The organism is Psychroflexus lacisalsi (assembly GCF_020164495.1).
Taxonomy (GTDB): Bacteria; Bacteroidota; Bacteroidia; order Flavobacteriales; family Flavobacteriaceae; genus Psychroflexus; species Psychroflexus lacisalsi.
In genome coordinates this window covers 699,774-713,404 of sequence record NZ_JAIQYZ010000001.1, presented here as the reverse complement: position 1 = coordinate 713,404, position 13,631 = coordinate 699,774, and the positions used below count along the sequence as shown (strand labels likewise).

The following is a 13,631-nucleotide window of genomic DNA, read 5'->3' as shown; positions in this document are numbered from 1 at the left end:
AGTCTGAAAATTTTTTTCTAAATTTAGTTTCAAAATAATGATGAAAATGACAGAATTTCTAACTTTTTTTGAAGAAATGCCAATTTGGATGAAGCTAGGTTGGGTGGTTGGAATTTTAGGAGTCTTTTGGATATTAGAAGGTTATTATACGTTATCGGTAGCAAAATACAAGAAAATAAAACACGCTGGAGTCAACTTCATATTCCTTTTATTTACAATAATCATCAATGTTGGGTTTGGAGCACTAACACTTGGAGTTTTTTATTGGATAGAGGTCAACCAGTTTGGTTTGTTAAATAGCATTGATTTACCGATTGTTGTCGAATTACTATTAGCCCTGCTCGCTTTAGACTTTATAGCACAATATGGAGTACATTATTTGCTGCACAAAGTCAAATGGATGTGGCGACTCCACATCATCCACCATAGCGATACCAAAGTAGATGTCACCACAGGAACAAGACACCATCCGTTTGACTTTACCATAAGAGAAACATTTGCCCTCATCGCCGTATTGATTATGGGAATGCCTATCGCCTATTACCTTTTCTATAGAATTCTAAGTGTGTTTTTTACGTATTTCACTCACGCTAATATCAATCTTGGCAAAATAGATAAAATTCTAAGTTACCTTTTTGTAACTCCAAACCTACACAAGTTCCATCACCATAAAGAATTGCCCTGGACAGATACCAACTATGGGAATATGTTTTCCGTTTGGGACAGGCTATTTGGGACGTATATGTACGACGACACCAGCAAAATTCAATATGGATTAGATATCGTCGATGACATCAAGGATGAAGATATTTTATACCAATTAAAAATTCCATTCAACAAAAGCATCAAAACCAAATAAGCAAACGTCAGCTGATTTTTAATTTGCTTATCGATAATTATTAAGGGCATAACCAGGCTATCACTACAAGTACGCCCCCAAGGCTTTGGGAGTTTCGCGCTTTCCGTTCTATCCCTATGTGCCAGGGATTATTTCACAGGAATAGAACAAATCCTATTTTTAGAATCAATCGAAAAACCTAGGAGAATTTATCACGAACTTAAACTCTAGGGTTCAAATCAATCCACCTATTTTGATTTATGGTAAATCTTTCGAGAAAGCCTTGCGTGAGGGATGCGAGTGGAAATCCCGCACCCCTAAGGCTTAGGGGGGGGGGATTGAAACGGGCAGCCCGACCCCTCCCGATCCCAAGGCTTTGGGGAGAGAGGGGTCACGCCCAAATTATTAGTAATCTAAAACATCTTTTATTTTGGCTTTTACCTTTTCTGTACTTGGAATCATGGTTTCTTCCAAAATGGAATTGAGGGGAATAGCCGGCATATTTTCGGAACCGATAGTCATCACAGGAGCGTCGAGGTATTGGAAACATTCCTCTTGAATCTTCCCGCTCAAGGCTCTGGCAAATGTATTATCGGATGGCTCCTCAGTCACGACCAGACATTTCTTACACTTTTTGACAGATTTCATGATGGTTTCTTCGTCTAAAGGATGCAATGTTCTAAGGTCTACAACTTCAATTTGGTCTTGCAAACCAAGTTCTTGTGAGGCATTCATTGCCCAGTGCACGCCCATTCCGTAAGTGATGATACTTAGTGTTTCCTTGTCGTCTTGAGGCCAGATTTCCTGCAACACCCAGGCTTTTCCGAATGGAAGCACATAATCTTCTGACGGTTCTATGCTAGTGGCTCCTTTGGTACCAGGGACTTTACTCCAGTACAATCCTTTGTGTTCAAAAATAACCACTGGATTTGGATCGTGGTAAGCAGCTTTCATAAGACCTTTGAGATCTGCACCGTTACTAGGATAAGCTATTTTGAGTCCGCGTATGTTAGTAACTACACTTTCCACTGAAGAGGAATGGTAGGGACCACCGCTACCGTATGCCCCGATAGGTACACGCAAAATCATGGATACTGGCCATTTCCCGTTGGACAAATAACAACTGCGACTCACTTCTGTAAACAACTGATTTAGCCCTGGCCAGATATAATCTGCAAACTGAACCTCAACGATTGGTTTGAGACCAACGGCAGACATACCAACAGTTGAACCCACGATAAATGCTTCCTGAATTGGCGTGTTAAATACCCGATGATCTCCGAATTTCTGAGCCAATGTAGCTGCTTCACGAAACACACCTCCTAACCTACCGCCCACATCCTGACCGTAGAGTAAACATTCTTTGTATTTTGTCATCAACTCTTCAATAGCAAACAGGGCACAATCGACCATGACCACTTTTTCGGCTCCTTCCGGGGAGCGATCACCTTGTTCTTCAATAATCGGGGTTGGAGCAAAATCATGCGTAAACAGATCTTCTGGCTTTGGATCTTCAGCTTGCAATGCTTCCTGATATTCTTTTTTCACAACTGCTTTGGCAGCTTTTTCAATAGCTTCCAATTCGTCTTCAGTAAAGCCATTATCAAGAAGTTGTTGTTTTATTTTCGGATAGGGATCTCTTATTTTAGACTCCTCGAGATCATCTCTATAAAATTCCATTCTTACACCCGAAGTATGATGATTGAGAAGTGGACACTTAGCATGCACCAAAAACGGTCTACGCTCAGTTCTCACAGTCTCCAGAACTTTTTCAAATTCACTGTAAGATTCGATAAAATCTGTTCCATCAATGCTAATGGCTTCCAAACCATGAAAACCTTTGGCATACTGAAAAGCATCTTGAGCCCTGGTTTCTTCCGCACTAGCTGAAATATCCCACTCATTGTCTTGCACTACATAAATAATCGGCAATTGCTTAAGTGCAGCCATTTGCAAGGCTTCTGCAATTTCACCTTCTGTCATAGAGGCATCACCAAGGGAGCAAACAATTATTGGTAATTCTGAATTATTAATTTTGAATTGTGAATTATTTTCTTTGTACTTAAGGCCCATCGCCGCGCCAGTAGCAGGAATAGCCTGCATACCTGTCGCTGAACTTTGATGTGGAATTTTGGGTTTATCTTCCTCATTAAGACTAGGGTGAGAGTAATAGGTACGTCCTGCCGAAAAGGGATCATCTTTTTTAGCTAAAAGCTGTAACATCAAATCTTTAGGCTGCATGCCAATCGCCAGCAGAATCGAGTCATCACGATAATACGGATACACATAATCCTGTGGTTTCAATTGCATTCCTACCGCAGTTTGTATCACTTCATGTCCTCGAGAAGTCGCATGCACGTATTTGGATACTACTTTGAAATTATCCTCGTAAAGTTCTGTCATCGCTTTCGCAGTGACTAAATTTTGAAAGGCTTTTTTGAATATATTTTTTGAAATCATATTTCTTATGAATTTTTAATTATGAATTTTTAATTCATAATTTAGATTTGATTGTTTTAATAATTGAAGTCAACAAGCGAATAATCTCATTGCAGTCATCAATACGAGTATTCACTTCAACATCAACCAATTCACTTTTATCCAGAAGTTGAAGCCAGTAAATAGTTTCTCTTGCTTCTTTAGATGCAATTGACAACTTCTGTACAAAATCGCTTCTACTTTGTGCTGCCTCAGACTCTGCGATGTTGACTCCTATACTTGTCCCGCATCGAAGAATCTGTTTTGAAATTATGTATCCTTTTTGATCCTGCATTGTCTTGAATAGCAAGATAATTTTAAGAGAAAACTCAAAGCTTTTATCTTTAACTATGTTTGACTTCATTACAGAATAGTTAAGTTTTGATGATTTAAAATTTTTAATTCTTAATCTCTTCCTCCAAATAATCCGCTATCCTTCTCAGAAAACTTCCGGCTAAAAATCCATCTACAATCCGATGATCGAAGGAGAGTGACAAATACATCATTTGTCGGATTTCTATTTTATCGCCGTCTTCGTATTCGATGACCTCAGCCCGTTTTTTGATAATTCCCGTTGCTAAAATCGCTGCTTCCGGTTGATTGATAATTGGAGTTCCCATCAAACTTCCGAAAGTACCCACGTTTGAAATCGTAAACGTACTGCCTTTGGTTTCTTCGCTAGTTAATTTGTTATCTCGAGCTTTTGCGACTAAACCATTAACATCTTTCGCTAAAGTTTTTAGGTCTTTTTGATCTGAATTTCTTACTACAGGAACAATCAAATTTCCGCTAGGCAAAGCAGTAGCTATACCGATATGAATGTTATCTTTCACAATGATCTCGTTTCCATCCAAAGACGAATTGATCATAGGGAAATCCTGAATCGCTTTGGTCACCGCCTGAATAAAAAGTGGCGTAAACGTCAGTTTCTCACCGTTTTCCTTCTGAAATTTCACCTTATTCTTGTTTCTCCAGTTAACCAAATTGGTCAAATCTGCTTCTACATAAGCAGTGACGTGAGGTGAAGTGTGTTTTGAAAACACCATATGGTCAGCAATCATTTGTCGCATCCTGTCCATTTCAATTCGCTTCCCTTCTCCCTTATTAAATTTTAAATCGGGAACTTGAAATCCAGAGGGTTTTTGTGTTGATTCAGGTTGAGCAAACTGGGCGGGCCTGCCTTGTTCTATGTAATTAAAAATATCAGATTTTTTGAGTCGGTTGTTAGCTCCAGAAGCTGGAATTCTCGCTAATTCCTCATAACTGATGTGGTAATTTCTGGCAATTTTTTCAACTAACGGAGAATAAAACTGATTTCCTCTATCACTTGGCTTCCACTCTACTTTAGAAACATTTTTTGATGTTTTACTAAGTTGTGATTTTGGTTTTTCTGGTTGAGAGTTTGTTGTTGAAGCTTTTTTTACTTCTGGTTTAATTTCCTTTTTAGTCTTTACTTCTGAATTTGATTCCTCTTCATCTATGGCTTCAATTATTGCAATTGCTTCACCAATTTTAACTATTTCATTGGCTTGATACTTCTTCTCGATAAGTCTCCCAGAAAATGGGGCAGGTACTTCATTGTCCACTTTATCTGTCCCTACTTCTACTAAAATATCACCTTCTTGAAAAATATCTCCTTCGCTCATCATCCAGTTCAGAATAGTTCCTTCAGTAATACTTTCTCCCATTTTAGGAAGTTTAAACTCTGTAGCTTTTTCACTCATAATTTTTTCAATCTAGCTTCTAATTTTCTACTTTCTAAGTCGCAATTATTTTTTACCCTTAAATTCTTTCAATGTTTTATAAAAATTTTCCTGTTCAGGTCTATTGTCTGGGATTTCTCTCAAAGGTTGAACTTCTTTCAAACTCTCATGACAATCTGTTGGTAACTGCTGATACAATCGTGTCCCTGCGGTTTTCCAGGCAATCATTTCATCTGAAACTTGTTTGATGATTTTTCCAGGATTCCCAACCACTAAACTTCGCTTGGGAATTTTAGTTTCCGCTTTTACAAACGCCAAAGCACCAATGATGCATTCGTCGCCAATTTCAGCATCGTCCATAATTACTGAATTCATACCGACAAGGCAATTTTCGCCTAGATTTGCCCCATGAATAATAGCTCCATGGCCTACGTGAGCTCCTTTTTTTAAAGTTATGCTTTTACCTGGAAACATGTGCACTGTACAATTCTCCTGCACATTCACACCATCTTCCAAAATAATCTCTCCCCAATCCCCGCGTATCGCTGCTCCAGGCCCAATGTAACAATCCTTGCCAATAATAACGTTACCTGTTACTGCAGCCAATGGATGAACAAAACTAGTTTCGTGTACGACTGGTGTATGGTTTTTAAATTTGTAGATCATAAAGAACAGTTTATTAGTAGTGAGAGGTGAGTTTTCATATTAAACTGTGGTTTATTTTTAAGATGCTTGATGAGAGCTGAAATCATTTTTGATATTTCAGTGATATGCCTTCTGTTCTGCTCATCAACTTTAAAAGTGATATAATTTCTTAGTCTAGTTTTTGTTGAAGCTGCAACACATTCATAACAACTATCCCAAGCCATTTTTAAATGCCCAACGAAATTTGCATCAGTAATAGCTGAACCTTCTGCGATATTTAATGCAATAGAATCTGCCGCTCGTGAAAATTGTGAACTTAATTTATATGTTTCGTGACTTGGAAAATTTTCTGTTTGAGAATTTATCTGTTCACCAAATTCTATCGCTTTTTGATAAAGTTTTAAAACTTCAAATTTAAAATAATAGTCACTTTTCATATCACTCACCTCTATTTAAACCTCTTCAACTTCTCTTTTGTAAAAGAACTCAGCACTAATTTTCCACTGATTTTTGCACGTTCTTTCAACAACTCATCCCAATCTTCTGTGCCTCGCCAAAACATTTGTTTCATATGTTTCACAGCTTCAGGATTATATTCACATAAGTTTTTAGCAAATTCAGCTACAGCGATATCAAGATCTTCTGTTGAATCATAAACACTCGCAAACAAACCCTTATCCTTAGCCCATTCAGCTGAATAAAATGAATTCGCATCAATGGCGATTTGGGACATGCCACTAACACCAAGTTTCCGTTCGACGGCTGGTCCAACAACAAAAGGACCAATCCCAAGATTCAATTCACTCAATTTAATAGCAGCATATTTCGTCGCCATGCAATAATCCATAGAAGATGCGAGTCCTACTCCACCTCCAACAGTTTTACCTTGAACACGCCCAATAATAAACTTTGGGCATTTGCGCATCGCATTGATCACATTGGCAAAACCACTAAAAAATTGCTCCCCGGTTTTTTCGTCTTCAATGGAAATCAATTCCTTAAAGCTGGCCCCGGCACAAAAAGTACGTTCTCCTCCAGATTTTAAGACCACCACTAAAACGTCTTCATTTTGGCCTACTTCTGTAATGATATCAGCTAATTGAGCTAGGATGTCACTTGGCAAAGAATTATGTGCAGGATGAAAAAATTCTATCGTTGCAATTTTATCTTTAATATCTTTTTTTACGTATGGTTTAGTCATTTGATGTATTTTCTAAATCGTTTTCGGTTAAATTCAAAACTAATGATTGTTAGTATCATTCACAATTGGATTATTTTAAATTTAGTAGTTTTACACATAATCTAATATTTTTAAACTTTAAAAATGAAAAACATCCAATTATTATTGTTTGTGTTTTTACTTGTGTCTGCTTCTTCTTATTCTCAAGAATCCAATGAAACCTATATAATTGCTAAGGGCTGCAAAAATGTATTGGGAAATATGGAGTTGAAAAATTGTTTTTCGGAAAAGGTTTCAAATTTGTTTAGACGAGGTTTAAGCACTAGGTTTAATAGTGAATTAAAACCTGGAATAAACAAGTTCAATCTGACATTTGAAGTCCAAAAAAATAAATCTTTTCATTTAGTTCATTTAAATTCTAATAATCCTGTCATTAAAAAGGAATTTGAAAAAACATTAGGTAAACTTAAAATAATAGATCCTGGTATTCAAGAAGGTGAACCTGTTAATGCTACCATTAACTTGCCAGTGGTAATTAAAACAAATGCAACTGGTGTAAAAGCTAATCATAAGATGAGTAAAGTAACTGATAAAAATGATTATTCAGGCAACGAAAGGATTTATCCAAGTATTGATATTTATTGCAAGTATGAAGATGAAGAAAAAGCATTTAATATTTACACTGACTATATGCTAAACTTTCTTTTTAATAAAATTGATCCTGATCAAATAAACACCTTTTTAAATCCAGGAATGAATTTTTATGAAGTTAAAATTCTTTATAGTAAAGATGACACAATAACTAAAATAGTATCAAATTCTGGCAACTCAAAGCTTGATACTATTTTTGAAAAAAATATAGTAGAGGTTTTGGATGAATCTAAGTTTAGAAGTCCCCGCAAAGACGATGTGTCCTACCCTGGTGAAATGATGTTTTACGTCTTCTATATGAAAGATTAAACAATAGCTTTAAAAAGCCCCAGTAACGAGAAAAACACCTGTAAAGTTGAAATGGTTTTGAATTATTTAAACTACCTTAAATGAGAGTCACAATTTTAATTTTACTATTAGTAATCACTTTGTTTGTGATATAAGATACAATTTAAATTCAAGATTTACTTTAGAAGCTCAAATTACTGATGGTGATGCGATGCAGCTGGAAAGTATATCAGCTGAAGCTTATTCTGGAGGTTTAGAACTACCCAGCTCTTATTTGGAAGCTAACAAAGGCCTGATTTTTGGTTCAGGAAACAATAGAGGTGATCTCATCAGTTTTGGAGAAACCGATTCTCAAGGTCGTGTAGTCCTTAACTTTCCTCCTTCAAAGAGAGGTCGAAATTCAACAGGTGCACGTTTTTATTTAGAACTTAGTGACCAACACAGAGAAAAAGAACGATCGGTCATATTGATTGAAGAAGATGACTTTTCAAATAACTATTTACAACTTCAACAAATCAAGTTACTCAATAGTTCGGAACTTGTCTTTTTAAATATCAGGGATAACATACACGGATTTGAATTATTGGAATACTTTTTTGAAGGAGAAATAGCCTACAGAATTCTTACAGTAGATGCTTTTGAAAATCCTATCAGATTTAAATTTTCAGATAGTTTCAGAGTCAAGGAAAACCAAACGCTTTTTATCAACTATAAATTAAAAGAGTTGAGCAGTGATGAAATCTTTGAAGACAGAATTGCAATAGACGTTGGCAACGAAAATTTAGAGTTTATAATTCAGAATCCTTAAATATGAGAAATATTAAAACTTTAATTCTCATATCGGTATTTTTTGCATTTGGATGTACATATGCTCAAAACTTAACTGAAGATGAAGCTGAAAAATATTCAAGTCAGAAGTCTGTTGTAGAATTTAAGTTTTACGGAGAAATCCAGTTGTTCAATCCTACATTTTTTGGAGAACATTTTTTGAACCAAGCCTATGAGCAGAGTGCTCTAGGATTTGGATTGTATATGAATTTACTCAACTATCGTAAATTTAATCTAGGAATTGAATACTCAAGTTTTAGATCAAGTCTTACAGATGCTTCTTTAGCTGGCAACTTTGAAAGATCTACCTACAGGACATATTTTGCACAGCTCAACTATGAAATTTTAAAAACCAATAACTTCAATGCAGGAATTTCACTTGGATATGGAGCTAACTATGTCAGACAATTCACAAGAAGTACTCGAAGAGGTCGATATTCTACTGATGAGTGGAGAACAGGAGCCTATTTAATTTATGAGTTTACTAAAACATTTAATTTAAGTTTTAGGGCAAATTACCTTACAACCAATGCCAATATCGAGAGGCCCTCCCAAGCTGACGACTTGTTTGGGCGTACACATTTAATGAATCTCAGTCTTGGTTTTATTTTTAAGTTTGGCAACTGAATATTTTATAAAAAACTTTAAATCAACCCAAACTGCTCAAAGTGGTGATTAAAATGCTTTCTATTTAAAAGTTTCCATTCAAAACTTGTCAGTTCACCAAACACAGCATTTTTAGTGATCGCTTCCGGACGATCTCTAAAATAAACTTCAAAAGTTTCGTAAGCTTCTAATAAAGCACTTTTTGCCGCTTCAAGATTATCATGCTTCAAGTCTTCGAGCTCATCTTTTTTAATCAATGGCATTTTATAGCCTTGGGGCATCTTTTCGTAGTTATATAAAGTTTCCTGTACTTGCTCAATATATTCGTCTGGGGTAGCGACTTCAAAATCTGAAATTTCTCCTATAGCTATTTTTAAACTCATTTCTAAATGCTCTACCATGTGTTGAGGCGTCATCATCCCCCGTTCAGGCTGATTATTTTCTGAAAGTAATTCTAACTTATTTTCAATAAATTCTTTATCCACTTCATGAAAAGTATCTTGTTTCTTCTGAACCATGGTCAAGATAGTGGCAATCGCCACCAGTTTATCCTCTTCTTCAACAGCTTCCACATCAAATACCTCCACGTACCATTTCACAATCCCGCTTGGTAATTCTTTTCCTTTTTGATCTCTGTCTACTTTTTCTTTGCAGGTTAATCGGACATTTATAGTATCGTTGTGATACAGGGGTCTCAAAAATCGAATTTCTTCTAAACCATAGTTGGCCGCCACAGGACCTTTATTTGGATACACAAATAATCCAGCTGCCGCTGAAATTATGAAATAACCATGAGCTGTACGCTGCTCAAAAATGCTTCCTTCCAAAGAAGTAATATCTGTGTGGGCATAAAAGTGATCCCAGGTTAAATTACCGAAATTAATGATATCCGTATCCGTCAAAGTACGATTATGCGTTTTCAACGACATCCCTGGCTGAATGTCTTCCCAATGGTAGGCGAAGGGATGCTTTTCTGCTTCTTTGTATTTTGCTTTTGGCTGATAGATTCCAGTGATTTCGGTCAAAGTCGTAGGGCTTCCTTGAATTGCACAACGCTGCATAAAGTGTTTAATACCGCGTTTTCCACCCATCTCTTCACCACCCCCTGCTCGTCCAGGACCACCATGAACTAGGTTTGGCAGAGGCGCACCATGACCAGTACTTTGCTTAGCGGATTCCCGATTAATGGACATAATCCTTCCGTGATGAGACGCTGCTTTGATGGTATATTCAGTGGCAATCCGATCATCGTTAGTGAAGATTGAACTCACCAATGACCCTCTTCCTTTTTTAGAAAGTTGAATTGCTTCTTCTAAATTTCTATATGGCATTAAAGTACTCACAGGGCCAAATGCTTCGGTAATGTGAGCTGCTTCATTTTTGAAAGGCTCATTTTCACGCATCAAAATTGGTTTGATAAAAGCTCCTTTTTCAAAAACAGCATTGATCGTTTCAACTGCATTAAAATCTCCATAAACAATTTCAGCAGTTTTAGAAATCTCGCCAACCGCTTTTTTAACGGATTCCACCTGTTGCTTGTCAATCAAACTTCCCATTCGGACTTCCTTCAATCTTGGATCTCCCAATGTGACTTTATCTAAAGCTTTTCCTAAGGCAATCTGAACATCCTCAATGAGAGACTCGGGGACAATCGCTCTTCGTATGGCCGTACATTTCTGACCGCATTTCACCGTCATCTCGTTTCTAACTTCTCTGATGAATAAATCAAATTCCGGGGTTCCTGGAACGGCATCTTCTCCCAAAATACAAGCATTCAAAGAGTCTGCCTCCATGGTAAATGGAACGGATTCTTCAAGCAATCGCGGATGATTCTTGAGCATTCGGCCAGTTGCGGCAGAACCTGTAAATGTGACGATATCCTGTGATTCGACACTATCCAAAATGGTTTTTTCAGTTCCTGAAATCAACTGCAAAGCACCTTCTGGCAAAATTCCTGAAGCTATGATTTCTTTGACTACCGCTTCAGTTAAATACGCCGACTGCGGAGCTGGCAAAACCACTGCTGGAACTCCAGCCATCCAATTGACCGCGCATTTTTCCAACATTCCCCACACAGGAAAGTTAAAGGCATTGATATGTACCGCAACCCCTTCTTTGGGCACTAAAATATGATGCGCCATAAATCGGCCACCGCGAGACAAATCAATAGGATCACCTTCCACATCAAAAGGTTGATTAGGGAATAATTTTCTTAAAGAAGCATTAGCAAATAAGTTTCCAAAACCACCATCAATATCAAACCACGAATCCATTTTCGTTGCTCCCGTACGATAACTCAATTCATAAAAGGCCTTTTTCTTTTTCTGAAGATAAAACGCCAAAGATTTTAGCATGTTTCCGCGTTCCTGAAAAGTCATTTTTCGGAGAGTTTCTCCCTTTTCTCGGCCGTAAGCCAGAACTTCAGGAACATCAAATCCATCAACATTAATGTTGGTAAAATGTTCTCCTGTAATAGAATCATAAATGGGGTGACTTTCGCCTTTACCTTGAATCCATTGTCCTTTAATATAACTTTGTGTGGTTTGCATAATCTTCAAACTAATGATTTATAATTATTTATTTTAGATAAGCTTCAATTCTTAACTCACATTCTCAATTACAGCCGCGTAACCTTGCCCAACTCCTACACACATAGTTACTAATGCATATTTTTTATTGGTCATTTTCAACTCCAAAGCTGCTGAATAAGCTAATCTTGCTCCAGTGACTCCAAGTGGATGACCAATAGCAATAGCACCACCATTTGGATTTATTCTCGGATCATCATCTTTCAATCCCCAGGCTCTTATGCAGGCCAGAGATTGTGCAGCAAAAGCTTCATTTAGCTCTATCACGTCCATATCTTCCATGGTTAAGCCTGTTTTTGCCAAAGCCTTATTAGACGCTTCAACTGGACCAATTCCCATAATTCTTGGTTCAACCCCAACCACAGCCGAGCTCAAAATTTTGGCAATAGGCTTCAAATTATACTTTTCAACTGCCTTTTGAGAAGCGACAATCGTAACCGCAGCACCGTCATTTAACCCTGAAGAATTTCCGGCAGTCACGCTGCCATCTTTTCTAAATGCAGGCCTAAGTTTTCCCAGGATCTCTAATTTAGTTTGCGGTTTAACGAACTCATCCTGAGCAAAAATTAAATCATCCTGCTTTCGACGTGGAATATTGACAGCAACAATTTCTTTGTCCAATCGGCCGTTTTCCTGAGCTTTCGAGGCTTTCATCTGAGAATGGTAAGCAAAAGCATCTTGATCTTCACGCGAAATTTTGTGGATATCGACCAGGTTTTCAGCCGTCACACCCATACCATCCGTTCCATATTGCTCGTGCATCTTTGGATTCACAAACCGCCACCCAAAACTCGTATCGTACATTTTGGCATCATTACCGTAAGCCGAGGAAGGCTTTGCAATCGCATAAGGACCACGTGTCATGTGCTCAACACCACCGGCAATAAACAAATCACCATCACCCGCTTTTATCGCTCGGTTGGCGTGGATAATGGCCGACAACCCACTGCTGCAAAGTCGATTCACAGTTTCTCCGGGAACCGAATGTGGTAATCCCGCCAAAAGTGAACACATTCGAGCAACGTTTCGGTTGTCTTCACCAGCCTGATTGGCACATCCCAAGATCACATCATCAAACGCTTCTTTTGGGATCGATGGGTTTCTGCTCACAATTTCTTTGATGACCAAAGCCCCCAAATCATCTGCTCTCACTGGCGATAAGGTTCCTTTGTAGTTGCCAATTGGCGTTCGAATTCCGTCTATTATGTATGCATCCATAGTTTAGTTATATTTGTTTTTTGGGCGTTGACAGGCTTTCCGCTTCAAGTCCTCTGTTTTTCTTGGTTTTCACAAGGTTTCTCAATAGCTTCTTTCAGTCGCTATGCCAAACCTATTTCAGCTCAACAAAAACATGCGGGCTTTCCACTGCAATCCTTAACGCAAATCCGTTTTCAATTTACTATTTTTAGTCGTCATTTAAGTTCCACTCTTTTGAAGTTCTGTACACCACTCCTTTAAAAAGCGCCACTAACTGGTCTTCTTTTTTTACCTCAACGACATGAAAACCAAGTTTATTTTTGGTCACTTCCACACTCGATTCTGCGGTGATATAATCTCCTTCTCCCAAAGCTTCAATATGATTTATTGACGTCTCGATAGACACCGCATATTTTCCATGAGTATTAGCTGCAAACCCAAAAGCTGTATCTGCCAAAGCGTAGGTAATGCCACCATGAGCTTTTTTCATGGAATTCAGCATCTCAGGTCTTATCGTTAAACCCACTTTGCACTTACCTAAACTCACTTCCAAAATCTCAATTCCCAGCCAGGTGCTGAAGGGATCTTGGGAGAGCATCTTACTAGGTATTAGGTTGTTGGGCATAGGG

Annotated in this window: 13 protein-coding genes; 4 read left to right on the top strand and 9 right to left on the bottom strand. The window is 37.8% G+C overall.

Translation table 11 applies throughout. The features are described from left to right. Positions 1-46: 46 nt before the first annotated feature. Entirely contained in the window at positions 47-859 is an 813-nt protein-coding gene (locus tag LB449_RS03220) for a sterol desaturase family protein (protein ID WP_224453621.1), read from the top strand. A 384-nt stretch (positions 860-1,243) separates the two neighbouring features. On the opposite strand, the gene LB449_RS03215 is transcribed toward LB449_RS03220, so the two are convergent. From LB449_RS03215 to LB449_RS03190, 6 genes are read right to left on the bottom strand one after another with little or no spacing between them, the layout of a single operon-like run. Further along, a complete protein-coding gene (locus LB449_RS03215) occupies positions 1,244-3,298 on the bottom strand; it encodes an alpha-ketoacid dehydrogenase subunit alpha/beta (RefSeq protein WP_224453620.1) in 2,055 nt (684 codons plus the stop codon). Between the two features lie 34 nt (positions 3,299-3,332). Then, positions 3,333-3,680 carry a four helix bundle protein gene (locus LB449_RS03210; RefSeq protein WP_224453619.1) on the bottom strand — a complete coding sequence of 116 codons (348 nt, stop codon included), beginning with the start codon at positions 3,678-3,680 and terminating at the stop codon, positions 3,333-3,335. A 34-nt stretch (positions 3,681-3,714) separates the two neighbouring features. After that, positions 3,715-5,040 (bottom strand): dihydrolipoamide acetyltransferase family protein, encoded by a 1,326-nt coding sequence (locus tag LB449_RS03205; RefSeq protein WP_224453618.1) that lies wholly within the window; start codon positions 5,038-5,040, stop codon positions 3,715-3,717. Positions 5,041-5,085: 45 nt separating this feature from the next. Beyond that, positions 5,086-5,685, bottom strand: a complete 600-nt coding sequence (locus tag LB449_RS03200; RefSeq protein ID WP_224453617.1) for an acyltransferase — start codon at positions 5,683-5,685, stop codon at positions 5,086-5,088. Then, the gene (locus LB449_RS03195) at positions 5,682-6,101 is read right to left on the bottom strand and encodes a four helix bundle protein (protein WP_224453616.1); all 420 of its coding nucleotides are present in this window, start codon (positions 6,099-6,101) and stop codon (positions 5,682-5,684) included. The genes LB449_RS03200 and LB449_RS03195 overlap by 4 nt, the downstream gene beginning before the upstream one ends. Before the next feature lie 11 nt (positions 6,102-6,112). Beyond that, the gene (locus LB449_RS03190; RefSeq protein WP_224453615.1) at positions 6,113-6,865 is read right to left on the bottom strand and encodes an enoyl-CoA hydratase/isomerase family protein; all 753 of its coding nucleotides are present in this window, start codon (positions 6,863-6,865) and stop codon (positions 6,113-6,115) included. 123 nt (positions 6,866-6,988) lie between these two features. On the opposite strand from LB449_RS03190, the gene LB449_RS03185 reads away from it, so the two are divergent. The 3 genes from LB449_RS03185 to LB449_RS03175 all read left to right on the top strand — a co-directional run bounded on the left by LB449_RS03185 (position 6,989) and on the right by LB449_RS03175 (position 9,238). After that, positions 6,989-7,804 carry a hypothetical protein gene (locus LB449_RS03185; protein WP_224453614.1) on the top strand — a complete coding sequence of 272 codons (816 nt, stop codon included), beginning with the start codon at positions 6,989-6,991 and terminating at the stop codon, positions 7,802-7,804. A 190-nt stretch (positions 7,805-7,994) separates the two neighbouring features. Beyond that, positions 7,995-8,591, top strand: coding sequence for a hypothetical protein (locus LB449_RS03180; RefSeq protein WP_224453613.1), 597 nt, complete (start codon positions 7,995-7,997; stop codon positions 8,589-8,591). Positions 8,592-8,593: 2 nt separating this feature from the next. Further along, positions 8,594-9,238, top strand: a complete 645-nt coding sequence (locus LB449_RS03175; protein WP_224453612.1) for an autotransporter domain-containing protein — start codon at positions 8,594-8,596, stop codon at positions 9,236-9,238. Between the two features lie 17 nt (positions 9,239-9,255). Here the strand turns inward: LB449_RS03175 and paaZ are convergent, their stop codons facing one another. The 3 genes from paaZ to LB449_RS03160 all read right to left on the bottom strand — a co-directional run bounded on the left by paaZ (position 9,256) and on the right by LB449_RS03160 (position 13,627). Further along, positions 9,256-11,766, bottom strand: a complete 2,511-nt coding sequence (gene paaZ / locus LB449_RS03170; RefSeq protein WP_224453611.1) for a phenylacetic acid degradation bifunctional protein PaaZ — start codon at positions 11,764-11,766, stop codon at positions 9,256-9,258. A 51-nt stretch (positions 11,767-11,817) separates the two neighbouring features. Continuing rightward, complete coding sequence (gene pcaF, locus LB449_RS03165) at positions 11,818-13,023, bottom strand: 3-oxoadipyl-CoA thiolase (RefSeq protein ID WP_224453610.1); 1,206 nt, start codon at positions 13,021-13,023, stop codon at positions 11,818-11,820. Between the two features lie 187 nt (positions 13,024-13,210). Further along, on the bottom strand, positions 13,211-13,627 hold the full coding sequence (locus LB449_RS03160; RefSeq protein ID WP_224453609.1) for a PaaI family thioesterase: 417 nt from the start codon (positions 13,625-13,627) through the stop codon (positions 13,211-13,213). Positions 13,628-13,631: the final 4 nt, after the last annotated feature.

Coding starts and splice junctions, on each gene's coding strand:
- LB449_RS03220 (WP_224453621.1), top strand. CDS start 47: ATGACAGAATTTCTAACTTTTTTTGAAGAAATGCCAATTTGGATGAAG.
- LB449_RS03185 (WP_224453614.1), top strand. CDS start 6,989: ATGAAAAACATCCAATTATTATTGTTTGTGTTTTTACTTGTGTCTGCT.
- LB449_RS03190 (WP_224453615.1), bottom strand. CDS start 6,865: ATGACTAAACCATACGTAAAAAAAGATATTAAAGATAAAATTGCAACG.
- LB449_RS03175 (WP_224453612.1), top strand. CDS start 8,594: ATGAGAAATATTAAAACTTTAATTCTCATATCGGTATTTTTTGCATTT.
- pcaF (WP_224453610.1), bottom strand. CDS start 13,023: ATGGATGCATACATAATAGACGGAATTCGAACGCCAATTGGCAACTAC.
- LB449_RS03210 (WP_224453619.1), bottom strand. CDS start 3,680: ATGAAGTCAAACATAGTTAAAGATAAAAGCTTTGAGTTTTCTCTTAAA.
- LB449_RS03205 (WP_224453618.1), bottom strand. CDS start 5,040: ATGAGTGAAAAAGCTACAGAGTTTAAACTTCCTAAAATGGGAGAAAGT.
- LB449_RS03180 (WP_224453613.1), top strand. CDS start 7,995: ATGCAGCTGGAAAGTATATCAGCTGAAGCTTATTCTGGAGGTTTAGAA.
- LB449_RS03200 (WP_224453617.1), bottom strand. CDS start 5,685: ATGATCTACAAATTTAAAAACCATACACCAGTCGTACACGAAACTAGT.
- LB449_RS03215 (WP_224453620.1), bottom strand. CDS start 3,298: ATGATTTCAAAAAATATATTCAAAAAAGCCTTTCAAAATTTAGTCACT.
- LB449_RS03195 (WP_224453616.1), bottom strand. CDS start 6,101: ATGAAAAGTGACTATTATTTTAAATTTGAAGTTTTAAAACTTTATCAA.
- paaZ (WP_224453611.1), bottom strand. CDS start 11,766: ATGCAAACCACACAAAGTTATATTAAAGGACAATGGATTCAAGGTAAA.
- LB449_RS03160 (WP_224453609.1), bottom strand. CDS start 13,627: ATGCCCAACAACCTAATACCTAGTAAGATGCTCTCCCAAGATCCCTTC.